Source organism: Amycolatopsis alkalitolerans, assembly GCF_006152065.1.
Taxonomy (GTDB): domain Bacteria; phylum Actinomycetota; class Actinomycetes; order Mycobacteriales; family Pseudonocardiaceae; genus Amycolatopsis_E; species Amycolatopsis_E alkalitolerans.
This window is the reverse complement of record NZ_VDFW01000011.1, coordinates 14914-38585: the sequence shown is the minus strand read 5'-3', so window position 1 is coordinate 38585 and position 23672 is coordinate 14914. Positions and strand designations below refer to the sequence as shown.

At 68.1% G+C, this 23672-nt stretch carries 27 protein-coding genes and 1 tRNA gene; 12 read left to right on the top strand and 16 right to left on the bottom strand.

Annotation, left to right across the window (positions count from 1 at the left end):
* Positions 1-39: 39 nt before the first annotated feature.
* From FG385_RS14770 to polA, 4 genes are all read right to left on the bottom strand, one after another.
* Entirely contained in the window at positions 40-645 is a 606-nt protein-coding gene (locus FG385_RS14770; RefSeq protein ID WP_235022578.1) for a Rossmann-fold NAD(P)-binding domain-containing protein, read from the bottom strand.
* Positions 646-742: 97 nt separating this feature from the next.
* Entirely contained in the window at positions 743-1177 is a 435-nt protein-coding gene (locus FG385_RS14765; protein WP_139097295.1) for a VOC family protein, read from the bottom strand.
* Positions 1178-1211: 34 nt separating this feature from the next.
* Complete coding sequence (locus tag FG385_RS14760; protein ID WP_200834474.1) at positions 1212-1556, bottom strand: helix-turn-helix domain-containing protein; 345 nt, start codon at positions 1554-1556, stop codon at positions 1212-1214.
* A 146-nt stretch (positions 1557-1702) separates the two neighbouring features.
* Entirely contained in the window at positions 1703-4438 is a 2736-nt protein-coding gene (gene polA, locus FG385_RS14755) for a DNA polymerase I (protein WP_139097293.1), read from the bottom strand.
* A gap of 50 nt (positions 4439-4488) precedes the next feature.
* Between polA and FG385_RS14750 the strand changes: the two genes are divergently transcribed.
* Positions 4489-4926 (top strand): hotdog fold thioesterase, encoded by a 438-nt coding sequence (locus FG385_RS14750; RefSeq protein WP_139097292.1) that lies wholly within the window; start codon positions 4489-4491, stop codon positions 4924-4926.
* A gap of 41 nt (positions 4927-4967) precedes the next feature.
* Here the strand turns inward: FG385_RS14750 and FG385_RS14745 are convergent, their stop codons facing one another.
* The 6 genes from FG385_RS14745 to FG385_RS14720 form a co-directional block, all read right to left on the bottom strand.
* Positions 4968-5681 carry an ABC transporter ATP-binding protein gene (locus FG385_RS14745; RefSeq protein ID WP_139097291.1) on the bottom strand — a complete coding sequence of 238 codons (714 nt, stop codon included), beginning with the start codon at positions 5679-5681 and terminating at the stop codon, positions 4968-4970.
* Positions 5668-6585, bottom strand: a complete 918-nt coding sequence (locus FG385_RS14740) for an ABC transporter ATP-binding protein (RefSeq protein WP_139097290.1) — start codon at positions 6583-6585, stop codon at positions 5668-5670. Before FG385_RS14740 ends, FG385_RS14745 begins: the two co-directional genes overlap by 14 nt.
* Positions 6582-7658, bottom strand: a complete 1077-nt coding sequence (locus FG385_RS14735; protein WP_139097289.1) for a branched-chain amino acid ABC transporter permease — start codon at positions 7656-7658, stop codon at positions 6582-6584. Before FG385_RS14735 ends, FG385_RS14740 begins: the two co-directional genes overlap by 4 nt.
* Positions 7655-8662 carry a branched-chain amino acid ABC transporter permease gene (locus FG385_RS14730; RefSeq protein WP_235022577.1) on the bottom strand — a complete coding sequence of 336 codons (1008 nt, stop codon included), beginning with the start codon at positions 8660-8662 and terminating at the stop codon, positions 7655-7657. The genes FG385_RS14735 and FG385_RS14730 overlap by 4 nt, the downstream gene beginning before the upstream one ends.
* Before the next feature lie 81 nt (positions 8663-8743).
* Entirely contained in the window at positions 8744-9916 is a 1173-nt protein-coding gene (locus tag FG385_RS14725) for a branched-chain amino acid ABC transporter substrate-binding protein (RefSeq protein ID WP_139097423.1), read from the bottom strand.
* A 274-nt stretch (positions 9917-10190) separates the two neighbouring features.
* On the bottom strand, positions 10191-10808 hold the full coding sequence (locus tag FG385_RS14720) for an ANTAR domain-containing response regulator (protein ID WP_139097288.1): 618 nt from the start codon (positions 10806-10808) through the stop codon (positions 10191-10193).
* Positions 10809-11002: 194 nt separating this feature from the next.
* Here FG385_RS14720 and FG385_RS14715 point away from each other — a divergent pair.
* Positions 11003-11076, top strand: a tRNA-Leu gene (locus tag FG385_RS14715).
* Between the two features lie 64 nt (positions 11077-11140).
* Here FG385_RS14715 and FG385_RS14710 read toward each other — a convergent pair.
* The 4 genes from FG385_RS14710 to FG385_RS14695 all read right to left on the bottom strand — a co-directional run bounded on the left by FG385_RS14710 (position 11141) and on the right by FG385_RS14695 (position 13131).
* Complete coding sequence (locus tag FG385_RS14710; RefSeq protein WP_407645494.1) at positions 11141-11365, bottom strand: hypothetical protein; 225 nt, start codon at positions 11363-11365, stop codon at positions 11141-11143.
* Between the two features lie 92 nt (positions 11366-11457).
* Complete coding sequence (locus tag FG385_RS14705; protein WP_139097287.1) at positions 11458-11721, bottom strand: type II toxin-antitoxin system RelE family toxin; 264 nt, start codon at positions 11719-11721, stop codon at positions 11458-11460.
* Positions 11718-12011: a type II toxin-antitoxin system Phd/YefM family antitoxin gene (locus FG385_RS14700; RefSeq protein WP_139097286.1), complete on the bottom strand. Its 294-nt coding sequence runs from the start codon at positions 12009-12011 to the stop codon at positions 11718-11720. Before FG385_RS14700 ends, FG385_RS14705 begins: the two co-directional genes overlap by 4 nt.
* Before the next feature lie 559 nt (positions 12012-12570).
* Positions 12571-13131 (bottom strand): TetR/AcrR family transcriptional regulator, encoded by a 561-nt coding sequence (locus tag FG385_RS14695; RefSeq protein WP_160148807.1) that lies wholly within the window; start codon positions 13129-13131, stop codon positions 12571-12573.
* Positions 13132-13424: 293 nt separating this feature from the next.
* Here FG385_RS14695 and FG385_RS14690 point away from each other — a divergent pair, with 293 nt between their 5' ends.
* From FG385_RS14690 to FG385_RS14650, 10 genes are read left to right on the top strand one after another with little or no spacing between them, the layout of a single operon-like run.
* Positions 13425-14381, top strand: a complete 957-nt coding sequence (locus FG385_RS14690; protein WP_139097284.1) for a 1,2-phenylacetyl-CoA epoxidase subunit PaaC — start codon at positions 13425-13427, stop codon at positions 14379-14381.
* Positions 14382-14408: 27 nt separating this feature from the next.
* A complete protein-coding gene (locus FG385_RS14685; RefSeq protein ID WP_139097283.1) occupies positions 14409-14726 on the top strand; it encodes a metal-sulfur cluster assembly factor in 318 nt (105 codons plus the stop codon).
* Between the two features lie 13 nt (positions 14727-14739).
* On the top strand, positions 14740-15012 hold the full coding sequence (locus FG385_RS14680) for a hypothetical protein (protein ID WP_200834463.1): 273 nt from the start codon (positions 14740-14742) through the stop codon (positions 15010-15012).
* A 26-nt stretch (positions 15013-15038) separates the two neighbouring features.
* Positions 15039-15812 (top strand): Phenylacetic acid catabolic protein, encoded by a 774-nt coding sequence (locus FG385_RS14675; RefSeq protein ID WP_160148806.1) that lies wholly within the window; start codon positions 15039-15041, stop codon positions 15810-15812.
* 42 nt (positions 15813-15854) lie between these two features.
* On the top strand, positions 15855-16079 hold the full coding sequence (locus tag FG385_RS35800; protein ID WP_456061875.1) for a PaaD-like zinc ribbon domain-containing protein: 225 nt from the start codon (positions 15855-15857) through the stop codon (positions 16077-16079).
* Positions 16076-16870, top strand: a complete 795-nt coding sequence (locus FG385_RS14670; RefSeq protein WP_200834462.1) for an enoyl-CoA hydratase/isomerase family protein — start codon at positions 16076-16078, stop codon at positions 16868-16870. The genes FG385_RS35800 and FG385_RS14670 overlap by 4 nt, the downstream gene beginning before the upstream one ends.
* A 17-nt stretch (positions 16871-16887) precedes the next feature.
* Entirely contained in the window at positions 16888-18462 is a 1575-nt protein-coding gene (locus tag FG385_RS14665; RefSeq protein ID WP_160148805.1) for a class I adenylate-forming enzyme family protein, read from the top strand.
* The gene (locus tag FG385_RS14660; RefSeq protein WP_139097279.1) at positions 18455-19999 is read left to right on the top strand and encodes a UbiD family decarboxylase; all 1545 of its coding nucleotides are present in this window, start codon (positions 18455-18457) and stop codon (positions 19997-19999) included. The genes FG385_RS14665 and FG385_RS14660 overlap by 8 nt, the downstream gene beginning before the upstream one ends.
* Complete coding sequence (locus FG385_RS14655; protein ID WP_139097278.1) at positions 19996-20634, top strand: UbiX family flavin prenyltransferase; 639 nt, start codon at positions 19996-19998, stop codon at positions 20632-20634. The genes FG385_RS14660 and FG385_RS14655 overlap by 4 nt, the downstream gene beginning before the upstream one ends.
* A gap of 15 nt (positions 20635-20649) precedes the next feature.
* Positions 20650-21105, top strand: a complete 456-nt coding sequence (locus tag FG385_RS14650) for a MaoC family dehydratase (RefSeq protein ID WP_160148804.1) — start codon at positions 20650-20652, stop codon at positions 21103-21105.
* Here the strand turns inward: FG385_RS14650 and FG385_RS14645 are convergent.
* A complete protein-coding gene (locus tag FG385_RS14645) occupies positions 21098-22855 on the bottom strand; it encodes an adenine deaminase C-terminal domain-containing protein (RefSeq protein ID WP_139097276.1) in 1758 nt (585 codons plus the stop codon). The two genes, FG385_RS14650 and FG385_RS14645, sit on opposite strands and share 8 nt — an antisense overlap.
* Positions 22837-23661 carry an alpha/beta fold hydrolase gene (locus tag FG385_RS14640; RefSeq protein ID WP_139097275.1) on the bottom strand — a complete coding sequence of 275 codons (825 nt, stop codon included), beginning with the start codon at positions 23659-23661 and terminating at the stop codon, positions 22837-22839. Before FG385_RS14640 ends, FG385_RS14645 begins: the two co-directional genes overlap by 19 nt.
* Between the last annotated feature and the right edge of the window lie 11 nt (positions 23662-23672).

Genomic DNA, 23672 nt, shown 5'->3' with positions numbered 1-23672 from the left:
CTTCGACCTCAACGAGAGGTACTACTTCGGCTGAGCTGCTCAGCGCACCAGCGGGCGAGACTGGCCGACCTGGTGCACCGACGCGGCCCGCCCTTCGATGGCCCGTGCCATCGCGTGGAGGACCGCCTCGGTCAGCTCCGCATGCGACAGCGGGCGGCCGTCGCCGATCTCGGACAGCGAACCGACCATGACCAGCTGCGTGGGATGCGCGGCGAGCACCGGTTCCGCCTCCGCGGGCGGCCCGCCCGCGCTACGTACCTCGACGACCGGCGCGCGCGGGGCGAGCAGCCGCTCGCACGCGCCCAGCACCGAGCGCCGGTACTGCTCGTGCACCCAGGCGACCAGCAGGTCCGCCGGGGCGCCGAGCGCCGCTTCGGCCTTCGTGGCCAGTTCGCGCGGGCGGTCGCAGTGCGCTTCGACCCACAGCGCGCGCCCCGGTTCGCGGCCGCCGTTGCCGTTCGCCGGCCGGTGGCCACGGGGGCGTAGCGCCTTGAGCGCCGCGACGCCCTGTTTCGTCTCCGGGACGGCGATCGGCCTGTAGCGCCGCGAGGGCAACACGACGTGCCAGCCGTCGCGGACCAGTGCCTCCGCCGCCGGAGACAGCATGCCGGTTCCCGCCAGAATCAACGCTCGCCTGCCCGCCATAAACACGACGTTACCGCCGTGTTCGGGCATTCGCAGCACGCCATCCGTGGCTTTTTGTGTTGGAAACACAGCGTTCATACGGCGATCTCGTGATCGCCTAACCCCAGTCCTTCGACCCGTCGAATGCGTGGGGCTGGGTGAGGCTGAACCAGTTACCGGAATCGTCGCGGAACACCGCTTCCACGCCGTAGGGCCGGTCGGCGGGTTCCTGCAGGAAGGTCACTCCGCGCGCCGAGAGCTCCTCGTAGGTCTTGCGGCAGTCGTCGGTCGACCAGACGCCGGAGCTCATCGCACCCTTCGCGACCAGCTCACGCACGGCCTTCTCCGTCTCCGGATCGTGCTGCGGCGGGCCGGGCTGCATCAGGATGACGTCGAAATGGGGCTGGTCCGGCGGGCCCACCGTCAACCACCGGAAACCGTTCCCGATCCGCAGGTCCTGCCGCACTTCGAAACCGAGCTTTTCGGTGTAGAACGTTTTGGCGGAATCCTGGTCGAGCACGTAGATGCTCGCGTGCGAAAGTCGTTTGATCATGTGCCAACCGTAATGCGCGCCCGGCCGCGGTGTCTTATCCGAAAGTGCTGGGCCTGGTCCACATCATGAGGTAGCAGCCGGGAATCGCGTGCGCCCCGTGCTCGGCACGGTACTGCGAGGGCGTCTGCCCGGTGAGCTCGGTGAAACGGCGGCTGAACGTGCCCAGGCTGGTGAAGCCGACCGCGAGGCAGACCTCGGTGACGGTGAGGTTCACCGAGCGCAGCAGATCCTGGGCGCGCTCGATGCGCCGCCGGGTGAGGTAGGCCTTCGGCGTCTCGCCGTAGGCCGCGGCGAAGTTCCGGATGAAATGCGAGCGCGACCAGCCCGCGACGGCGGCGAGCCGCTCGACGTCGAGCGGCTCGCCGTAGTGCGCGTCCATCCAGTCCTTGGCTCGCCGCAGGTGCGCGACGGCGGGCTGCCCGGCGGACCGGCGGCGCCCGGATGCCGGACTCGCCGTGCCCGGACGCGCGGCTCGCGGGTCCTTAACGCCTGACTCGCGGCCGCCGATGGCCGGGCTCGCGGGCATCAGTGCGCCGCGTCGTTCCAGGAGCGGCCGAAGCCGACCGACACCTCCAGCGGCACCGCCAGTTCGCAGGCGGCGCCCATCTGCTTGCGCACCAGGGCCTCCACCTCGCCGTGCTCGCCTTCGGCGACCTCGAGCACGAGTTCGTCGTGCACCTGGAGCAGCAGCCGGCTGCGCAGCCGCGACTCCTTCAGCGCGCGCTGCACGCCCAGCATCGCGACCTTGATGATGTCGGCGGCGCTGCCCTGGATCGGCGCGTTGAGCGCCATCCGCTCGGCCATCTCGCGGCGCTGCCGGTTGTCGCTGTTGAGATCGGGCAGGTAGCGGCGGCGGCCGAAGATCGTCTCGGTGTAGCCGGTCTTGCCGGCCTCGGCGACGACGTTCTGCAGGTAGTCGCGCACCCCGCCGAACCGTTCGAAGTAGTCGTCCATCAGGGCGCGTGCCTCTTCGGTGGTGATGCGCAGCTGATTCGACAGGCCGTAGGCGGACAGCCCGTACGCGAGCCCGTAGTTCATCGCCTTGATCTTCGCCCGCTGGGCGCCGGTGACCTCGCCCGGATCGCACGAGAACACCGTCGCCGCGGTCGCGGCGTGGAAGTCGAAGCCCGACTGGAACGCCTCGATCAGCGCGGCGTCCTCGGACAGGTGGGCCATGATCCGCATCTCGATCTGGCTGTAGTCCGCGGTCATCAGCTCCGCGTAGCCCGCGCCCACCACGAACGCGTCGCGGATGCGGCGCCCTTCGTCGGTGCGGATCGGGATGTTCTGCAGGTTCGGGTCCACAGAGGACAGCCGCCCGGTCGCGGCGATGGTCTGGTGCAGCGTGGTGTGGATCCGCCCGTCGTCGGCGACGGACTTGATCAGCCCTTCGACCGTGACCCGCAGCCGCGTCGCGTCCCGATGCTCGAGCAGATGCTGCAGGAACGGATGCTCGGTCTTCTCGAACAGCGTCTGCAGCGCGTCGGCGTCGGTGGTGTAACCGGTCTTGGTGCGCTTGGTCTTCGGCATCTGCAGCTCGTCGAACAGCACCACCTGCAACTGCTTGGGCGAGCCCAGGTTGATCTGCTTGCCGATGACCGCGAACGCGTCCGCCTCGGCCTGGCGCACCCGGCTCGCGTAGTGCGCCTCGAGCCCGGTCAGCTGCTCGAGATCCACCGCGACTCCGGCGGCCTCCAGTTCGGTGATGACCTCCAGCAGCGGCAGCTCGATCTCGTCCAGGAGCTTCGTGCCACCGATCTTGTCCAGCTCGCTCGTGAGCGCCCCGGCCAGTTCGGCCACCGCCCGCGCGCGGACCAGCTCGGCCTGCACCAGCTTCTGGTCGCCGTCGGCACCGTCGAGCAGCGACAGCTGCCCGTCACCCTCGTCGGCCTCCGAGCGCAGCTCGCGCTGCAGGTACCGGAGCACAAGGTCGTCGAGCTCGAAGGAGCGCTGGCCGGGGCGCACGAGGTACGCGGCCAGCGCGGTGTCCAGCTTCAGGCCGGCGAACGTCCAGCCGCGGGCGAGCACGGCGTGCAGGGCGACCTTGAGCGAGTGCCCCACCTTGAGCATCGCGGGATCGGCGAGCCAGGCCGCGAGCGCCCGCTCGTCCTGCTCGTCCATAGTGGACAGATCGACATACGCACCCTGCCCGTCCGCGGCGGCGAACGTGATCGACTGGGCGTCCGCGGTGACCGAGGCGCCGGTGGTGCGGAGGGACAGCCCGACCGCCTTGCCGGGTTCGACGTGCTCACCGAGCCAGGCGGCGAGCCCGCCGGTGGGCAGTGCGGCGCCGGAGACGTCGAAGCCCTGATCGGCCTCGGGCTCGGCGCTCTGCAGCGTCGCGAACAGGCGTTCCCGCAGCACCCGGAACTCCAGGTCGTCGAACAGCCTGTGCACCGCGTCACGATCCCACGCGCGCAGCCCCAGATCTTCCGGCACGGCCTCGAGCGGCACGTCGCGGACCAGTTCGGTGAGCTGGCGGTTGAGCATCACCGCGTCGAGGTGGGCGCGCAGCGCGTCACCGACCTTGCCCTTCACCTCGTCGACCCGGTCGATGAGGGTGGCCAGGGAGCCGAACTGCTGGATCCACTTGGTGGCCGTCTTCTCCCCCACGCCCGGGATACCGGGCAGGTTGTCCGACGGGTCCCCGCGCAGCGCCGCGAAGTCCGGGTACTGCTCCGGCGAGAGGCCGTACTTGTCGCTGACCGCGGCCGGGTCGTACCGGACCAGGTCGGACACGCCCTTGCGCGGGTAGAGCACCGTCACGGACTCGTTCACCAGCTGCAACGCGTCCCGGTCACCGGTACAGATCAGGACGTCGAAGTTCTCGCCGACGGCCTGCGAAGTGAGCGTGGCGATGATGTCGTCGGCCTCGAAACCCTCCTTGGCCAGCACCGGGATGCCGAGCACCCCGAGCACGTCTTTGACGAGGTCGACCTGGCCCCGGAACTCGTCGGGCGTGGCGGAGCGGCCGGCCTTGTACTCGGCGTACGTCTCCGACCGGAACGTCTGCCGCGACACGTCGAACGCCACGGCCAGATGCGTGGGCTGCTCGTCGCGCAGCAGGTTGATGAGCATGGAGGTGAACCCGAAGACGGCGTTGGTGGTCTGCCCGGTCTTCGTCTTGAAGTTCTCCGCGGGCAGCGCGAAGAACGCGCGGTAGGCCATCGAATGGCCGTCGATCAGCAACAGGCGAGGCCGGTCTCCCGGGGCGGCTGTCGCTGTGGCGTTCACTACGGTTTGGTTCTGGCTGGGGCTCACGGGAGCGAGTCTAGGGTGAAGGTCCGACAGAATCGCCTGAGGAGCCGTGTGTGACCGAGTACGTGTCCGAAGACAGCCTCGCCCAGTACGCGGGCGTGGACCCGACCGCCACCGAACAGCAGCTCAACGACAAGATCGGGCTGCGGTTCGTCGAAGTCGGCGCGGAGCGGGTGGTCGGCACGATGCCGGTCGAGGGCAACCGCCAGCCGTACGGGCTGCTGCACGGCGGCGCCAACGCGGTGCTCGCCGAGGCGCTCGGTTCGACCGTCGCCGCGCTCAACGCCGGACCGGACAAGATGACGCTCGGCTTCGAGCTGTCGTGCACGCACCACCGCGGCGTCCGCGACGGCCTGGTCACCGGGACGGCGGTGCCGGTGCACGTGGGCCGCGGCACGATCACCACGGAGATCGTGCTGACCGACGAATCCGGGCGGCGCACCTGCACCGCCCGGCTCAGCTGCATCGTCCGGGACCGGCCCGCCGCCTAGGTTGCACCGCCTCCGGCTTTCGCGATTCGACCGCGCGCCGCTCAGCCGACGCCGAGGTACGCCTCCTTGATGGAGTCGTCGGCGAGTAGTTCCCGGCCCGCGCCGTACCGCGTGATGCGCCCGGTCTCCAGCACATACGCGCGGTGCGCGCGGGACAGCGCCTGCTGCGCGTTCTGCTCGACGAGCAGCACCGTCGTACCCTGCTGGTTGATCTCGGTGACGATGCGGAAGATCTGCGCGATGAACTGGGGCGCGAGCCCCATCGAAGGCTCGTCGAGCAGCAGCAGCTTCGGCTTCGCCATCAGCGCCCGCCCGATCGCGAGCATCTGCTGCTCACCACCCGAAAGCGTGCCGCCCTGCTGCGACTGCCGCTCCTTCAGCCGCGGGAACAGCTCGAACACCCGCTCCAGGTCTGCCGCCAGGTTCTTGCGGTCCTTGCGGGCGTAGGCGCCCATGTCCAGGTTCTCCGCGACGGTCATCCCGGGGAACACCCCGCGCCCTTCGGGCACCTGCGAGATCCCCCGCACGACACGCAGATCCGCACGCAGTTTGGTGATGTCCTCGCCGGCGAACGTGATCTTTCCGGCCGAGAGCGGCCGGATCCCGGAGATGGCCCGCATCGTGGTCGACTTGCCGGCGCCGTTCGCGCCGATCAGCGCGACGACCTCGCCCTCGTCGACGGTGATGGACAGGTCCGACACGGCCTGGATCCGGCCGTAGTGCACGGAAACCCCGGACAGCTCAAGCAGCGTCATCGTCAGGCACTCCCAAATACGCGGCGATGACCGCGGGGTTCTCCCGGATCTCCGCCGGCAGTCCGTCGGCGATCTTCTTCCCGAACTCCAGCACGACGATGCGGTCGGTGACACCCATGACGAGTTTCATGTCGTGCTCGATGAGCAGGACGGTGTAGCCGTCGGAGCGGATCCTGCGGATCAGCTCCATCAGGTCCTCCTTCTCGGCCGGGTTAAACCCGGCCGCCGGCTCGTCCAGGCACAGCAGCTTCGGCTCGGTCGCCAGCGCGCGGGCGATCTCGAGGCGGCGCTGGTAGCCGTACGGGAGGTTCTTCGCCTTGTCCGCGGCGCGATCGGCGATCCCGACGAACTCCAGCAGTGCCATCGCCCGATCGACCGCGTGCTGTTCCTCGTGGTGGTGCCTCGGCAACCGCAGCAGCGCCCCTAGCACGCTGGTCTTCGCGCGCGCGTCCGCCCCGACCACGACGTTCTCCAGCGCCGTCATCTCGCCGAAGAGCCGGATGTTCTGGAACGTGCGCGCGATGCCCCTCTGGGTGATCTTGTGCCGCGTGGCCTTGCCAAGCGGCTTGTCCTCCAGCAGCACCCGGCCCGAGGTGGGCCGGTAAACGCCGGTCATCGCGTTGAAGCAGGTGGTCTTGCCCGCGCCGTTCGGGCCGATCAGGCCGAGGATCTCCCCGCGGCGGATGCCGAAGGAGACCGAGTCGAGCGCGGTCAAGCCCCCGAACCGCAGGGTGACATCTCGCAGTTCGAGCAGCGTCGCACCGACCTCGACACCGATCTCACGGTCGGGCGCGACCGCTTCGGCGACCTCCGCCTCGTGGTCGGCCCGCTGCTGCGCCGTCATGTGGGCCACCTCGGCGACGAGGCCGCCCACTTCCCCGGTCTGGTCGTTCGGGTCGGTCATCGGTTCCCTCCGTGCTCACCGGCCAGCGCGCTTTCCCCGGACAGCTGCTCGCCCCGGCCGATCAGGCGTCGGTAGGCCTGGCGGCCCTTCGCGAGCAGGCGCTGGCGGGCGCCGAGCAGGCCCTGCGGCCGGAAGATCATCAGGACGATCAAGGCGATGCCGAAGATGAGGTAGTTATACTCGGCGATCTGCACGAACCGCAGCGGCAGGTACGCCACGACGACCGCGCCCAGCAGAACGCCCACCTTGTTGCCGGCGCCGCCGAGCACGACCGCGGCGAGGAAGAGCATCGAGGTGACCACGTCGAACGACTGGTTGTTCACGAACCCGAGCTTCCCGGCGTAGAGGGAGCCCGACAGCCCTCCGATCGCCGCGCCGATCACGAACGCCCAGATCTTGAACTTGTAGGTGGCCACGCCCATGATCTCCGCGACGTCCTCGTCCTCGCGGATCGCGACCCACGCCCGGCCGACACGCGACCGTTCCAGGTTCCCGACCAGCAACAGCACGGCGACGATGATCGTGACGGTGAGCCAGTACCACTGGGTCGCGTTCCCGAAGAACGGGACGCCGGCGTTGTTCGTGCCGACCCGTTCGAAGCCGGACTGTCCGCGCAGCGGGGTCACGTTGTCCGCGAGCAGGCGGATGATCTCGCCGAACCCGAGGGTCACGATCGCGAGATAGTCGCCGCGCAGCCGCAGCGTCGGGGTGCCGAGGATGATCCCGAAGATCATCGTGATCGCCATCGCCAGCGGCAGCGTCCACAGGTAGGGCAGCTTGTGCAGGGACGAGTTCGGCGACGTGAACAACGCCGCCACATACGCGCCGACGGCGAAGAACCCCACGTACCCGAGGTCCAGCAGGCCTGCCTGACCGACCACGACGTTGAGGCCGACGGCGACCAGCGCGTAGCGGGCCACGTCGAACATCGCGGTCGGGAAGTCCGTCCCGGTGGTGGCCAGGATCGGCGGGTCGAGCACCGGCAGGAAGTAGATGAGCGCCAGCACGGGGATCAGAATCCCCCACTGGGCCGGGCGGGACAGGCTGTTCCAACGCTCCCTGATGCCGGTCATACCCGCGCCTTCCCCAGCGACTCACCGAGAATCCCGGTCGGCCGGAACATCAGCACGATGACCAGCACCACGAACGCGACGATGTCCTTCCACTCGCCGCCGAACAGCGACTGGCCGTAGTTCTCGACCAGGCCGAGCACGAACCCGCCGAGCAGCGCGCCCCGCAGGTTGCCGATGCCGCCGAGCACGGCCGCCGTGAACGCCTTGATGCCCAGCAGGAAGCCGCCGTTGTAGATCGCGCCCTGCGGGATCTTCATCATGTAGAACAGTGCCGCCGCGCCCGCGAGCAGGCCGCCGACGAGGAACGTCACGATGATGACGCGTTCCTTGTTCACGCCCATCAGCGTCGCGGTGTCGGGATCCTGTGCCACGGCGCGGATCCCGCGGCCGAGCCGGGTCTTGTTCACGAAGTAGTCCGCCACGAACCACAGCAGCACCGCGGCCACGAACAGGATGATGTCGCGGTTGGTCACCACGGCGCCGAAGATCCGGAACAGCGGCGCCGGCTGCAGGAGCCGGATCTGCGGCTGCTGGTTCAGCCCGAAGATCAGCTTCAGCGTCTGCTGGATCGCGAACGAAGCGCCGATCGCGGTGATCAGGAAGACCAGGCGGGGCGCGTTCCGGTTCCGCAGTGGCCGGTACGCCACGCGTTCCAGTGCGACGGCGACCGCGCCCGACACCGCCATCGCGGCCAGCCCGGCCACCGCCAGGAAGCCGATGACCTGGATCGTCGGGAGCTCCGGATCGGCGCCGGGCCGGAAGCCCAGCAGCCAGAAGGTGATCCAGGCGGCGAACGTGCCGACGATGAACACCTCGGAGTGGGCGAAGTTGATGAGTTTCAGCACGCCGTAGACGAGGGTGTAGCCCAGCGCGATGAGGGCGTAGATGCCGCCCTGCGCCAGGCCGTCGACGGTGTTGTTCCAGAACTGGTCTGCCAGGCCGTGGACGTCGAACTGGATCCAGCTGTCGGTCTGGGTCAGGGCAGCGGTGATCGCGGGGTGCAAGGATTCACTCTATTCCCGGGTACGGATCGGGCATGCACGCGGCGTTCGGCCGCGCGCATGCCCGTCGTCGGTCTGACGTGTCTAGCTGATCTGGCCGTTGTTGACGATCTTGCCGTTCTGCACGCGGTAGCTCCACACCGGCGTGTCGGACAGCTCGCCCTTGTCATTCCACTTGAAGTGCTTGGTCAGCCCCTGCCCGTCGTAGTTCTTGACGAAGTTCAGCAGCCCGGCCCGGTCCTTGATGCCCGAGTCGATGCCCTTCAGGAGGATAGTGGTGACGTCGTAGCCTTCGGGCGAATAGGTGCCCGGGTCTGCCCCTTCGGTCGCCTTGAAGGCGGCGGTGAAGTCCTTGAAGTTGTCCTCCGGGACACACGGGCAGGTGAAGTAGGCGTTGTTCGCCGCCGCACCGGCCGCCTTGAGGAACTCGGGGTCCTTCACGCCGTCCGGTCCGACGAACTTCGCGGTGACGCCCTTGTCGTTGAGCTGCTGCGCGAACGGGCCGGCCTCGGGGTAGTAGCCCGAGTAGAAGATCGCGTCCGGGCTCTCGGTGGCGATCTTGTTGACCACCGCGGAGAAGTCGGTCTGACCGGTCTTCACCTTGTCCGAGCAGGTCGCCTTCGATCCCAGCGCCTGCTTGAGCTGGGTGGCGAGGCCGATGCCGTACTCCGAGTCGTCCTCGATGACGCAGACCTTGTTGGCCTTGAGGGTGTCGGTGAGCAGCTTCGCCGCGGCCGGACCCTGCGCCGCGTCGTTGCCCATCCCGCGGAAGAAGGTCTTCCAGCCGTTGTCGGCGAGTGCCGGGTTGGTCGCCGACGGGCTGATCGTGACGAGGCCGGCCTGGTTGAACAGGTTGCCCGCGGCCTTCGACTCACCCGAGAACGGCAGGCCGACGACGCCGATGATGTCGGCCTCGTTGATCACCTGGGTGACGATGCCGGGCGCCTTGTCGGGCTTGCCCTCGGTGTCGAACTGCTTGAGGGTCACCTGGCAGTTCGGGTTGGCCTTGTTGTGCTGCTTCACCGCGAGATCCGCGCCGCGCAGGATGTTCTGCCCCAGTGCCGCGCTCGCGCCGTTGATCGTGCCCGCGTACGCGAGGGAGACACCCGAACAGACGGCCTTGCCGTCGCCTGCCGGGTTGGCGGCGTTGGCGGCCTGCGAAGGAGCCGCGGCGGAGCTGTTGGTGTTCCCCGACGAGCCGCCGTTGTCCCGCGCCGCGCAGGCGCCCAGCGTGAGCGACGCTGCGGCCGCCAGCACGATGAGCCCCTTGAGTCGTGCTCTTGACACTCGTTTCCTCCCAATGCCGGTCTGCCGCATCGAGCACGCGGCTGCTTCCCATTTCGTGGGAACCTTGACTGGGCGCAAAACGTAGCGTTTCGGGCGCTGCTTGCACAGCGGTACGCCGTGTCTTGTATCCACATCGTGACGGTCGCCGCAAGGGTTTATGCACGATTTACACCCAGTTGTCGCAAAGGCGACAACCGGGTGTTGACAAACAGTAATGTGTCGCTCATCCGAGCGGGTTAACGACCTAGCGCTGGCCGATGCTTTCGACCACGGCCTGTGCGACCGCCTTCATCGTGGTGCGCCGGTCCATCGCGGTGCGCTGGATCCAGCGGAACGCGTCCGGCTCGGTCAGGCCCTGCTGGCTCATCAGCAGGCCCTTGGCCCGGTCGATGATCTTGCGGGTCTCCAGCCGGTCGCTGAGCCCCGCGACCTCGGCCTCGAGCGCCTGCAGCTCGGAGAACCGGCTGATGGCGAGCTCGATGGCCGGCACCAGGTCACGCTTGGCGAAGGGCTTGACCAGGTAGGCCATGGTGCCCGCGTCACGGGCGCGCTCGACCAGCTCGCGCTGGCTGAAGGCGGTCAGAATGACAACGGGGGCCACCCGGTCGCCGGTGATCTTCGCCGCGGCTTCGATGCCGTCCAGCTTGGGCATCTTGACGTCCAGGATCACCAGGTCGGGCTTGAGCTCGGTGGCGAGCTTGATCGCCTCTTCGCCGTCGCCTGCCTCACCCACCACCTGGTAGCCCTCTTCGCGCAACATCTCGACGAGGTCAAGCCGGATCAGTGCTTCGTCTTCGGCGACGAGCACCCGACGCTGCGGCTCGGTGGCGATACCGGTTGCCTCGGCAGCCTGTTCGGTCACCGGGGTCCTCCTGCGTGCTCGACGGATTGGGAAACGCGGCGTACCGCGAACCACGAGCCTACCCGGAACGATCCAGAACGTGAGATGGTGTTCACCACGTGGTGCGCCGAGCCGGACCGGTGTAGGTCTCAGTTACACAGGGCTACCCCCGCTGCTCCAGCTCACACTCGGGACGCGTAAAGTTTGGCGTCGCCGCCCCCGTAGCCCAACTGGCAGAGGCAACGGATTCAAAACCCGTCCAGTGTGAGTTCGAATCTCACCGGGGGCACTCCCCTAGACCAGCCAGAATCGGCCCCTCACCTGCGGAAACGAGGTGAGGGGCCGATCTTGTGCTATCCGGCCGTGTCCGGCTCTGCCCGGCCGTCATCGGGCGTCTGCGGTCTATTCGCGGTCTCGGGATCGGGCGGCAACTCCAGCGCAGCCTCGATGCGCTGACGCGCGCTGGCCGCCTGCCCGGCCAGGACCTTCGCGTAGATCCGGTGCAGCACCGCGACCGAATGCCCGGCCCACTCGGCGACCTGTGTGGAGGGCACGCCCGCACCGAGCCACGCGGACACGCACGCATGCCGGCGTCCGATAGAGCGCCAGGAATCCGGCGGAATCGCCTTGAAATGGCCGTAGCGGCGCGCAGTTGCGATATTACGGCTATTCAGAGGTTGCGGTAGATCTCGCGTCGGTGTCCGAGGTCGACGATGACCACGATCAGGCGACCGTCGTCGATCGTGTAGACGACGCGGTAGTCGCCAACGCGCACCCGATACGCACCCTTGAGCCCTTGCAGGGCTCGCGCCCCGTGGGGTCGTGGCTCGCTACCGAGTTTGTCGATCGCTGCTTGCAGGCGACGGCGGATCGGCTTGTCGAGCTTCGCAAGTGCCCGCAATGCCTCGCGGGTAATCTCGATCGAATAGCTCACTCGTCGACAGCCCCGGTCTCCAGCCGCCGCAGGGCTTCATCCCACGGCACGGTGGGTTCGCCGGACTCCATTACGCGCGCAGCGCGCGCACCCCAGTACGCATCTTCTTCGGCCTCGGAACGCTCGGCGTCGGCGACCGGTACCAGTGCGCCGACACGGCGGCCTCGCTTGGTCACGTACACGCGGCGACCGGTGCGATCCACGAGGTCGAGCAGGTCTGCCAGATGTTCGCGTACGTCGCTGACCGGGACCTCGGTCGCGTCGTCCCCTAGCTCATATGCAGCGGTCATGTCTCAATAGTACGGCTTGTACGAGACGTACAGAAGCCTCTCGAACGGTCACCCTGGTCAGCGCACCGCATGGTCGCCAGGTCAGTCAGGAATTCCTCCAGTTCACCGTCGTCGAACACCCCGTCCTGCGCCAAGTCATCGGCCGATTCGACCAGCACAGCACCCCGGAACAACTCATCCACCGAGGGCTCAGGGCGCCCAGCGGAATGCGGATAGTGAGCAGTGTTCGTGGTCATGGTGCACCTCCCGAGGTTTGACTGGTCAACTTTCGGTGTTCCCGACAGTCCAGCGCCGCGTGGCACCAGAACCCCCGCGGTCAGTCGGCTCGCAAGACCGTACCGGGCACGTCTGACCATCTGCTGGCCAGCCATTACCGCTCCCCTGCGGTCCCGACGCGGTCCGCGAATGGCGCCCGGCCCTATCTGAGCAGGTCAGTGGGCGGTCGTCCGTGGGGACAAACATGCCGGCCGTCGGGACGTGCAGGTCGCCACCGCGGGCAACCCGAAGAAACCGACGTCGCGCACACCCCGGCCACGCCGAACGGGCCAGAAGTCACCGGCTAGGCGAGAACACCTCGCAGGACGGTGGTGCGCAGGGCGCGCACCAGGGCGTGCCCGTCCAGGTCGGCGCCGTAGCGGTACCACTCGAGGAAGCAGCCTTGGTTCACCGCGAAGATCACCGTGACCAGCTCTCTGACGGACACGTCGCTCGTGAAGGTGCCTTCCCGCATCCCGGCCTCGACGATGTCCGAGATCGTTGCCTTGACGCGGTCGTTGATAGCCACCAAGCGCTGCTCGGCGGCGCCGCCCTTTCCGTGCAGCTCGACCGACATCAGGATGATCAGCATCATCCACTCGGCGTGCTGCTGACCGGCTCTCGACTGGGCATGCAGGAAGGCGACGAGCTGGTCCCGAGCCGAACCCTTCTTCTCCGCCACAGCCGCAACGGCCGGATCGACGATGAGGCGCTCAGCCTCGTCGATCAAGGCCAGCAGCAGGTTCGCCTTGCTCTTGAAGTAGAAGTAGACGGCACCCTTGCTCAGGCCGGCGCCGGCGGCGATCTCCTCGACGCTGGTCGACAGGTACCCCTTGGAGATGACCTGCTGCCGGGCGATGGCCATCAGCCGATCCATGCTCGCCTTGCGTTGCTCGGCTTTGCGATTCTGACGAGCGTCGGGTCCGTCCGTCACCACTTGGGCCGCCTGACCTCGATCTTTTCTTCGCGCATACTGATCAGTCAGTATACCGAAGTGCCCCGGCGCCCCGTGTAGTCAGGTCGCTCTACGCGGACCTTGTCTTCAGCTCTCCACAAAGATACTATCCAGTCAGTATGCGAATGGGAGCCGGTCGAAGGCCGCGCTGCCTCGCAGAGGAACCCCTGTCGAGCCGCAACCTACGGAAAGGGCGAGATCGAATGGTCAGCCAGCCAGTCCAGCCCGTGGTCGACGATCCACGCGAGGCCGCGCTGCGCGAGCGCGTCAAAGCGGGTTACCAGCTCGAAGACCCCACCGAGATGACACCTCGGTACCACGACGTCCTGGTCAACACGATGCATATCGCGGCCGACCTGGAAGTGGTCACCTTGCCCACCTACTCGCCGGCGATCAGGACCGCGCCCACGCTGGAGGACAAGATCGCCATCGCCTCCGCGTGCCAGGACGAACTGGGCCACGCCCAGGTCATCTACCGGCTCCTGGAGGAGTTCGGGTACGACACCCAGTACTTCCTGTTCGAGCGTGATCCGCACGAGTGGCGCACGTTCCAGATGCTGGAGTTCCCGCACGAGGACTACATCGAGTCCGTGGTGTCCATGTGCTACGGCGACCGCGCCGGGTACATCACCACCGTCGACCTGGAGGAGAACTGCTCCTTCGCGCCGTTCGCCCGGTCCTTGCGCAAGGTCAACTTCGAGGAGACCTTTCACGTCGCCCACGGCGAGCGGTGGGTCAAGTTCTTCTGGAACCTGAACGAGAGATCGCGGGAGCGGGTGCAGGAGTCGGTGGACTTCTATTTCCCCCTGTGTGCCGCGTGGTTCGGTGTCCCGGACGAGATGAAGAAGCGCACCGACCAGCTGGCCTACAAGATTCGTGGTGCTTCGAACGACCAGATGCGCCAGAAGTGGCTTTCCCAGGTCGTGCCGTTCAGCGAATCGGTCGGCATCCGGGTTCCGGCTCATTTCGACGAGGACAGCGGCCACTTCGTGCTCGACTACGAGCCGCCCATTCACCTCGACGAGCAGACGCGCACCTGGGACTACGACCGGCGGATCAGCTGGGCCGAGCAGTTCCGGATCTGGAAGACCGGCAGCAGGCACAAGGTGCCCTCGATCAGCCGGCTGCATCACGAGGCCTGGGGCGCCGACCTGTGGTGACCGGCGAGGCGAACGGGAGTGCCGCCGATGAGCGCGGTTACGAAGGATGAGGTGATCGCCGCCCTCGAGTCGGTCCACGACGCACATGTCCCCGCCAGCCTGCGTGGCATGGGGATGCTCTCCGGCGTGCGGGTCGACGGCGGCGACGTGTATGTCGAACTGTGCATACCGTGCATGGCCTGCCCGGCGACCTCCTACCTCGGCGAGCAGATTCGTGAGCGGCTGCTCGCCCTCGCCGGCGTGGTCTCGGTCGAGGTGGGCACCGGGTTTCACCTGCGCTGGGATCGGGGCGCGGTCGACGACGAGACGCGCGCCCTGATGCGCGAACACGGAATCCAACTCTGAAAGTGGTGGCCGGATGGACGAGCGGATGGCACGCAAGAAGACGTTCGACCCGCAACGAGAACGCGGCGGTACGACGCCCCGCTACTACGAGGTGTTCGCCAGAAAGACCTCGGATGACGAACTCGCGCACGTGGGGTCCGTCGAGGCGCCGAACGACGACCTCGCGCAGGTACGAGCCTGGTACATCTACGATCAGCACAAATGGCGCGAGATGTGCGTCGTGCCGACCGACATGATTATCCCAGTTCGGCTCGGAAATCACTCCACCAGAATCAAGATGGCCTGACGGACAATCGTGGAAGGTGGACACGCGTGACGTCTGACAAAATCGACGCCGAAGTTCGCGAGCCGGTGCAGGACGAGTTGCTGTGCCTGGCGGACACGAAGCTGGTTCTCGGTAACTGGTTCGCCGAATGCGTGATGAACGGCAAGTCACTCCCCGACTTTGCCGCGATGCTCGGCATGTGCACGGCTTCCTACGGCCAAACTCGGGCCATCTACCGGTACCTCGACCTCCTCGACCACTCGTACGGTCACCTGGAAAAGGGCCGGGCGGCGGGCGAGATCCGCTCGATGGACCTCCTCGACGAACCGCCCCGAGACTGGCCGGACTTCATCATCTCGATCTGGCTCGCCGAGCAGGCGTCGTGGTCCATGGCGTCCGGCTTCCTGCGCAGCCCGGACCGGACCATCGCGGGAATCGCCCGGAAGATAGGGGAAGAAGCATACTTCCACCTGAAGTACGCCTCGGGCTGGTTGCGCATCCTGAACGGGGCGGACGACGACCGGGGACGTGCGCGTGAGGCGTTGTCGCTCCGCTGGCCGTTGGCATTGCGGTGGTTCGGCCCCGCCGAGCCGGTCGACCGGCTGGCCGCCGCCGGCTGGCGGGATCCGGGAATCGGCGACATACGCGCCGGACTTGCCGACGAGGTGCAGCGGTCGGTGACTCCGCTCGGCATCGACCTGGCGACCTTGCCCGGCCCGGACTTTCCGCCGGAATGGCGGCCGCGGGCTCGCCGAACCGGTTCCCTGCCGGCTCGGTTGTTCGAGGTGATCCGTTTCAAGGACGCCGAACTGGCGCGTTGACCACGGCCGCCCGGCAGCGCGGGCGAGAACGGAAAGAAGCTGATGAGCGGCGAACGACCACCTGACCGATTACTGTTCCCAGCGGATTCGGAATTCGCGGGGGTCACCTGCCCCGACTGTGACACGGCGGAAATCGAAGTCGTCTCTCTCTTCGGGAGCAGTGCCTCCGAGGTGTTGTTCCAGTGCCTGCGGTGCCGCTCCTTGTTCAACTGGGTCAAATGGTCGCACCGGCTACCGCCGATTCCGATAATGACGGAGGAAACGTGAACTACCAGGATTACGAATCGTTGCAGATCAGCCGTCGCGATCGGGTGCTGACCATCGCGCTCAACCGGCCCGAAAAGCTGAACGCCATCGACGGCGTGCTGCACGAGGAACTGTCGCGCGTCTTCGACGAGTTGAACCGCGACCGCGAGATCGACGTGGCCGTGCTGACCGGCACCGGGCGGGCATTCTGCGCCGGTGGCGACGCGGATTGGCTCGACACGCTGATTCAGGACCCGCTCGGCTGGGAGAAGCTGAGCGAGGAGAACCGCCGGACGATGAACGGGATCCTCGAATGCCGCCAGCCCGTCATCGCCAAGCTGAACGGGGTGGCGGCCGGCCTCGGCGCCACGCTGGCGCTGTTCTGTGACGTCATCTTCGCCTCGGACAAGGCCCGGATCGGCGACCCGCACGTCAAGATCGGGCTGGTCGCCGGTGACGGTGGAAGCGCCATCTGGCCCTACCTCATCGGTTTCGCCCGCGCCCGCGAGTACCTCTACACCGGTGAGTTCATTCCGGCGACCCGGGCCGCCGACATGGGGCTGATCAATCGCTGTGTGCCGCACGACGAGCTGGACGCCACCGTCGACGCCTTCGCCGATCAGCTCGCCGCCGGCGCCATCCGGGCGATCCAGTGGACCAAGCAGGCGGTCAACGCGCCGCTGCGAGCACTGGTCGCCTCGAACATGGAGCTGTCGCTCTCGCTCGAAGCCAAGTCCAACCTGACGCACGACCATCAGGAGGGGATCAACGCCTTGCGGGAGAAGCGCCCCGCGAAGTTCATCGGCCGCTGACTCGAGGAGATCCGACGGTGTCCAACTGGATCTATGAGTTCGAGAACCAGGTGCATCATCGCGGTCGTGAGATCGCGATCATCCACAACGACCAGGCCCGGACCTACGACGAGCTGAACCGGTCCGCCGCTGCTTTCGCGCATTGGGTGCGCGAGCGTTCGGCCACCCGCGTGGCCACCTACCTGACCAACTGTTACGAGTTCTACATCGCCGAGTTCGGCACGCTGAAAGCGGGCGCGGAGAGCGTCGCGGCGAACTACATGTTCGGCGAGCAGACGCTCCGCTACGTACTGCGGGACTCCTCGGCCGACGTGCTCGTGGTGGCGGACAAGGACCTGCCGGCCGCCCGGGCCGCGATCCAGGGCACCGAGGTGCGTCACCTCGTCACCCTGGACGGACCGTCCGGCGACGGGGTGACCGCGCTCGCCGACATCGTGGCCGGCTATCCCCACTACATCGAGTCCGCCCCCAAGGACGACCACGACCTGTTCAACATCACCTACACCAGCGGCACGACCGGCACCCCGAAGGGGGTGATGAAGACGCACCGCAACATCGGCGCCCACGTGTCCAACCTGGTCCATGCCTGGAAGCTGAGCCCCGCCAGCCGGTGGCTGTGCGCGGGGCCCGTCTACCACACGTCCGGACTCGAGTCGTCGTCGTTGCCGGTGCTCGCCGCCGGGGGCAGCGTGATCTCGTTGCGGTGGCAGAAGGACGCCTTCTTCCGGCTCGTCGACCGCTACCGGCCCGACTCCGCCTACATCGCCGGTTCGATGGTGGTCGACATCGCCGACTATCCGCACCCGGAGCGGTTCGACCTCGGCAGCCTGCGGCAGGTGATCGCGGGCGGAGCTCCCATGCCGGCCCGGGCCTACCAGAAGGTGCTCGACCGCTACTCGTTCGTCCTTTGTGAGCGGTTGGGGATGACCGAAGCGGGCATCATCTTCGTCGACAAGGTCGGGCGGCCCGGCGCCTACGAACCGCGTGAGGAACTGCCCGCCCACATCGCGGGCTCGTGCGGGTCGCCGCTGTACAACCAGACCCAGTTCCGGCTGATCGATGTCGTCACCGGCGAGGTCAGGCAGGAAGGCGAAGGCGAGCTTCAGGTCAGGGGGGACTCGGTGTTCGCGGGCTACCTCAACATGCCCGAGCGCACGGCCCAGTCGTTCACCGAGGACGGCTGGTACATCAGCGGTGACATCGTCCAGATCGAGAACGGGCACGCCCGCCACCTCCGGCGCCGCGACGAGATCATCATCAGCGGCGGCGAGAACGTCAGCCCGCGGACCGTCGAGAACGTCGTTTCCGCGCACCCGGACGTGGTGGAAGCGGCGGCGTTCCCCCTGCCACACGAACGGTGGGGACAGCAGGTGTGTGTCGCGGTGGTGGTCAGGGTGGCCAGCTCGGTCACCCCCACCGAGCTGCTGGAGTTCTGCAGCTCGGGCGGCAAGCTGGCGCGCTACGAGATCCCCAAGCAGATCTTTTTCACCGACGAGCTGCCGAAGACGCCGACCCAGTCGGTTCCGAGAGCCAAATTGACCGAACGCTACGCCGCGGTGCGGAAGCCCGAGCCGGAGACAGCGCATGACTGACCGCCCGATCGACATCTCCAGCCTGCGCTCGACGCTCGAGGGCCTGGCCGGCCACGAGCTGCTGGTGACCACGTCCGAGCCGATCGACCCGGACGTGGAGTTCGCGGCGGTGCAGAAACGGATGGACGGCGGCCCACCGGTCCTCTTCGAGCAGATCAAAGGCTACGACCATGCCCGGTTCGTGATGAACCTGTTCGCCCAGACCGACATCGTCAACCGGCTCTTCGGTTTCGAAAACGCGACCGAGAAGACGCGGCGCATCGCCGACGCGCTCCGGAAGCCGATCCCGCCCCGCATCCTCACCCGCGACCAGGCACCGGCCCAGGAAGTCGTGCAGACCGGCAACCTCAACCCGATCCGGTACGTGACGCCGATCCGGCACACCCTGGAGGAGGAAGAGGCCACCCTCGGCAGCGGTGTCACGCTGCTGGCCGGGCGGTTCTTCGGGGGCGGCAGCCACATCGGCTACAACCGGCAGAACTTCCGCTGGGGTGAGACCGGCACCTTCCAGATCGCGCCGGGCAGCCACATGTGGATGGCCTCGGCGGAGAACTACGGCCGGGAGCGGATCCCGCTGACCATCAACTTCGGCCTGCCACCGGCGGTCACCCTGGCGGCCGGGGCCGGCTTCGACTACCTGGTGCTGCCCTACGGCTGCGACGAGCTCGGGATCGCGGGGGCGCTGCAGGGATCGGCCGTCGACCTGGTCCCCGCGGTGTCGGTGCCCGACGCGTGGGCGGTCGCCAACGCCGAGTACGTCATCGAGGGCTACCTCGACCCGACCGACCGGCGCTTCGAGACCGGCAAGGCGGAAGAGACCGGTCAACAGGGCGAGCACCCGTTCCACCCGGAGTGGGCAGGCTATATGGGCAAGGCCTACCGCGCGCCGACCTTCCAGGTCACCGCCGTCACCCACCGCGCGCTCGACAGCCGGCCGCTCATCCAGCCGATGATCGTGCACGGTGCCGAGGAGAACAACATCCAGACCAGCGTCCGGACCGCCGCCCTGTACGAGCTGGGCAACCGGATCATGCCGGGCCTGGTCCGCGACGTGCACATCCCGTTCGCGATGACCGACTGGGGCGGCGCCGTTTTCCAGATCGACAAGCGCAGCAAGGTCGACGAGGGCTACCAGCGCAACGTACTCGTGGCCGCGCTGGCCAGTTCCCGGGGAATGCGGATCGCCATCGCGGTCGACGAGGACATCGACATCTACAGCAGCGACGACGTGCTGTGGGCGTTGACCACCCGGGTGGACCCCAACAACGACATCATCGTCCCGGTGCCGGGCGGCGCCGGCCAGGCGTTCCAGCCGAGCGAGCGAGCCTCGGGGGGACGACTGGGCTCGGCGACCGGGTTCGAAGGCGGGATGGCCATCGACGCGACCATCCCGTACGGCACGGCCAGCCAGTTCGCCCGGCCCCGCTACGCCGTCGAACAGGTCGATCTGCGCCAGTGGTTCGACCAGGACGTCGTCGACCGGCTCACCCGGGAACAGCGGGGCTGGATCCGGCTGCTGGCGCAGTCCGGCCAGTGACCGCGCCCTGCCCGGCCTCTCCGCGCCGCATCATCGTCGCCATCACCGGCGCCTCCGGTGCGGTGTACGGCGCCCGCCTCGTCGAGATGCTCGGCGACCTGCCGGAGGTCGAGACCCATCTGGTCATCACGGCCGGGGCCCGCCGGACGCTGGCCTACGAGACCGCGATCGACCCCGACAGCATCGCGTCGAGTGCCGCGGTGACCTATCGCGAGGACGACCTGGCGGCGGCGATCTCGAGCGGTTCCTTCCGGACCGAGGGCATGATCATCGCTCCGTGCAGCATCAAGACCCTGTCCGGGATCGCCAACTGCTACGACGACAACCTGGTGGTGCGGGCGGCCGACGTCGTGCTGAAAGAGCGCCGGCGGCTGGCGCTGCTGGTGCGCGAAACCCCGCTGCACGCGTTGCACCTGCGGCTGATGAGCGAGGTCACCTCCGCGGGCGCGATCGTGGTGCCCCCGGTCCCGGCCTTCTACCACCACCCGAAGACGGTCGACGACATCGTCAACCAGACGGTGGGGCGGACGCTCGACCTGTTCGGGTTCGATACCGGGGTGGTGGAACGGTGGGGAGGGAGCAAGCGCGCCGCGCGCCGGGCCCAGGACTTCCGCCGGTTCCGGGAAGGCAGCTGACGGGACGGGGTGACCGTGACGCGCTATTGGGAGGACTTCCGGGAGGGTCAGGTATTCGATCTCGGTTCCGCGACCGTGAGTAAGGACGACATCGTCGACTTCGGCCGGCGCTGGATTCCCCAGCCGTTCCACGTCGACGAGGCCTCGGCCCGCGACTCACCGTTCGGGGGCCTGATCGCCAGCGGCTGGCACACCGCGTGCCTGTTCATGCGGCTGTACTACGAGCACCTGCTGGCCGGCTCGGCCAGCTTGGGCAGCCCGGGGGTACGCGACATGCGCTGGCTGGAGCCGGTGCGGCCGGGGCAGGTGCTGTGTGCTTCGGCCACCGTGCTGCGGACTTCGGTGTCCTCGACCACGCGGGGGCGGGGCACGGTGGAGATGCGCTGGGAATGTGCCCGGCCGGACGGGGTGGTCGTGCTGCGCATGATCGGAACGGCCTTCTTCGCCCGCCGCCCCTGCCCCGTCAGCTGAGCGGCTCGGCCGGTACGAGAATGCGGCCGGTCTTGACCTCGAGCAGGCCGTCGGCAGTGAGCCGGAGGTCGGGCAGGAAGTCGCAGGTGATGAAGCACAGGCAGTACAGCAGTTCGGCGAACGGGTAACCCGCCCGCTTCACGTGTTCCTCCACCGCCGCCCACTGCTCGGCCAGCTCGTCCATCGGACGCGACGACATGGCGCCGACGATGTCCAGCTCCAGGCGGGCGGTGACGGTGGTGCCGGTGGCGACCGCGATGCCACCGCCGCCGGCGAACGCCGCCCGGGCCGCCACCGCCATGGAGCGGGGGTTGCGGCCGATGACCAGGAAGTGCCCCGAAGTCGTGTAGCTGGTCGCCAGGCCGTCCAGCCGGGGGGCGAAGTGGTCGAGCCAGGCCCAGGCGCGCCGCCGCCCGTCCCGGGTGAACAGCACGGCGAGTACGGCGTCTCCCGGCCGGCCGTCGGCGCCGGTGGTCTCGGTGGCGTGCCGGGCGATACCGGCGGAGACGAACCTCATGAGCGGGACCCGCTCGCCGGGCCGGCACGGCGAGTCGTACGTGGCCGGGTCACCAAGCCGGTCGAGGTCGACCTGGTGGTCGCGCTCAAGATGATCCGCCCATCGCCACGCGGGCCACTGCCCGGTCAGGCGCCCGGCCGAGGCCACCACCCGGCCACCGACCACGACGGTCTCGGGCGGCGGCCCGTCGAACCCGCTCAGCACCTGGATGTCGGCGCACCGACCGGGGGCGATCCCGCCAAGGTGCTCGTCGATCCGCAGGTAGGTCGCCGGATTCAGGGTCGCCATCGCCACCGCGCGCGGGACCGGCACGCCGGCCCGCACCAGCGTCCGGACCAAGCTGTCCACCATGCCGTGCTCACGTAACCACAGCGGGCCGGAGCCGTCCGAGGTCAGGGAGATCCGGGCGGTGCCTCGCCCTTCGCGCGCCAGCTCGACCAGCGCGTCCAGATCGGGCCGTAGCGAACTGTTGCGCAGGATGACGTGGTACCCGAGCCGCAGCCGGGTGAGCGCCTCGTCGTAGGTGATCGACTCGTGGTCGGCGCTGAACCCGGCGGCCGCGATCGCCGCCACCTTGGACGCGGTCGCACCGGCGGTGTGCCCGTCCAGTCGCACCCCGTGCTCCTGTGCGAGCGCGGTCCGGCGGAGCAGATCGGCGTCGCCGGCCAGCACCCGGGGCCACGCGGTCACCTCCGCGATCTGCACGACACCGGGCGCGGCGAGCAGCTTCTCCACCGCCGCGAGCGGGAAGTGCCGGTCGAGCCCCTCGTTGCTCTGCCCGGCCACCCGCACCGCCCAGTACCAGCGCATCGGGCTGCGCTGGAGCTGTTCGTAGACGGCGAGGATCGCGTCGGGCTCGGCCGTGAGCTGCAGGTTGAGCAGCTCGCCCACCAGGGCGGTGTTGCCGAGGGGCAGGACGGCACGGGCGAGCGTGTCCGGGTTGTACAGGGCCCAGGGATGGCAGTGTGGCTCGAGGTAGCCCGGCAGCACGTACCTTCCTTCGGCCTCGATCACCTCGGTCCGGTCGCCCTGGACGTCGAGGTCCGTTCCGACGGCCGCGATCCGCCCGCCCTTCACCGCGACGTCCCCGACCGAGAGCTCCTCGGAGTAGACGTTCACGATCGTGCCCCGCCGGATCACCAGATCCGCCGGTGCGCGCCGGGTGGCGACGGCAACGAGATCGGCCGCCTCGGCGGCGCTGACCGGACCGGGGATCAACGGTGCTCCAGCCACGACATCACCGCGCGGGCCGATTCGCGCGGTGCTTCCCAGAACAGCCCGTGTTTCAGTCCCGGAAGCACCTTGAGCGTGGCGCGGGGCAGTGCGGTGGCCAGGTAGTGCGACTGCTCCAGGTGGGAATAGGTGCCCATGAGCGCGGTGTCCGCCTCGCCGACCAGGACCAGCGCCGGCTGCCTGATATCGGTCAGCCGGGCCACGGTGTCGTGTTGCTGGCGGGCGAGAACATGTTTGAGGTAGCAGCGAAGGGAAGGACGGTGCGACCACCAGGACGAGAACAGCCGGTCGACTTCCTCGGGCCGTTGCCCGGCGAAGGAATCCGTGAAGAAGTGGTTCCGCTGCGAGTCCCGGATGAACCGCTCGTATCCCGCCTCCACCATGCGCTCGACGGTGGCCGGAGGAAGCCCGGTTTCGTGCCGGGATGTCCCCGGCAACGGGCCGGCGCCGGTCGCGGCCAATACCAGGGACCGCACCGAGGCCGGGGCATCGAGTGCCATCCACTGGGCGACCCGGCCGCCCATGGAATGCCCGACCACGTCCGCCGACGTGCCGAACACCCGGTCCACAAGGCCCAGCGCGTCCTCGGCCAGCATCCGGGTCGAGTAAGGGCCGTCGCTGTCCTGGCTTGCTCCGGTACCCCGGTGGTCGAAGGTCAAGACCCGATGCGCCCGGCTGAGCGCGTCCAGGAAGCGGGCCGGCCAGGACGCCCCCGGGTATCCGGTGCCGGCGACGAGCACGACCGGTGGGCCGCTCCCCCGCACCTCGTAGGAAAGGTCCACGCCATTGACTCGTACTTTCGGCACGTTCTGCCTCC

Coding starts and splice junctions, on each gene's coding strand:
- FG385_RS14735 (WP_139097289.1), bottom strand. CDS start 7,658: ATGACCGGCATCAGGGAGCGTTGGAACAGCCTGTCCCGCCCGGCCCAG.
- FG385_RS35800 (WP_456061875.1), top strand. CDS start 15,855: ATGAGCGGCGAACGACCACCTGACCGATTACTGTTCCCAGCGGATTCG.
- FG385_RS14770 (WP_235022578.1), bottom strand. CDS start 645: ATGGCGGGCAGGCGAGCGTTGATTCTGGCGGGAACCGGCATGCTGTCT.
- FG385_RS14760 (WP_200834474.1), bottom strand. CDS start 1,556: ATGGACGCGCACTACGGCGAGCCGCTCGACGTCGAGCGGCTCGCCGCC.
- FG385_RS14660 (WP_139097279.1), top strand. CDS start 18,455: ATGACTGACCGCCCGATCGACATCTCCAGCCTGCGCTCGACGCTCGAG.
- FG385_RS14680 (WP_200834463.1), top strand. CDS start 14,740: ATGGACGAGCGGATGGCACGCAAGAAGACGTTCGACCCGCAACGAGAA.
- FG385_RS14765 (WP_139097295.1), bottom strand. CDS start 1,177: ATGATCAAACGACTTTCGCACGCGAGCATCTACGTGCTCGACCAGGAT.
- FG385_RS14700 (WP_139097286.1), bottom strand. CDS start 12,011: ATGACCGCTGCATATGAGCTAGGGGACGACGCGACCGAGGTCCCGGTC.
- FG385_RS14745 (WP_139097291.1), bottom strand. CDS start 5,681: ATGACGCTGCTTGAGCTGTCCGGGGTTTCCGTGCACTACGGCCGGATC.
- FG385_RS14695 (WP_160148807.1), bottom strand. CDS start 13,131: ATGGCCATCGCCCGGCAGCAGGTCATCTCCAAGGGGTACCTGTCGACC.
- FG385_RS14690 (WP_139097284.1), top strand. CDS start 13,425: ATGGTCAGCCAGCCAGTCCAGCCCGTGGTCGACGATCCACGCGAGGCC.
- FG385_RS14685 (WP_139097283.1), top strand. CDS start 14,409: ATGAGCGCGGTTACGAAGGATGAGGTGATCGCCGCCCTCGAGTCGGTC.
- FG385_RS14740 (WP_139097290.1), bottom strand. CDS start 6,585: ATGACCGACCCGAACGACCAGACCGGGGAAGTGGGCGGCCTCGTCGCC.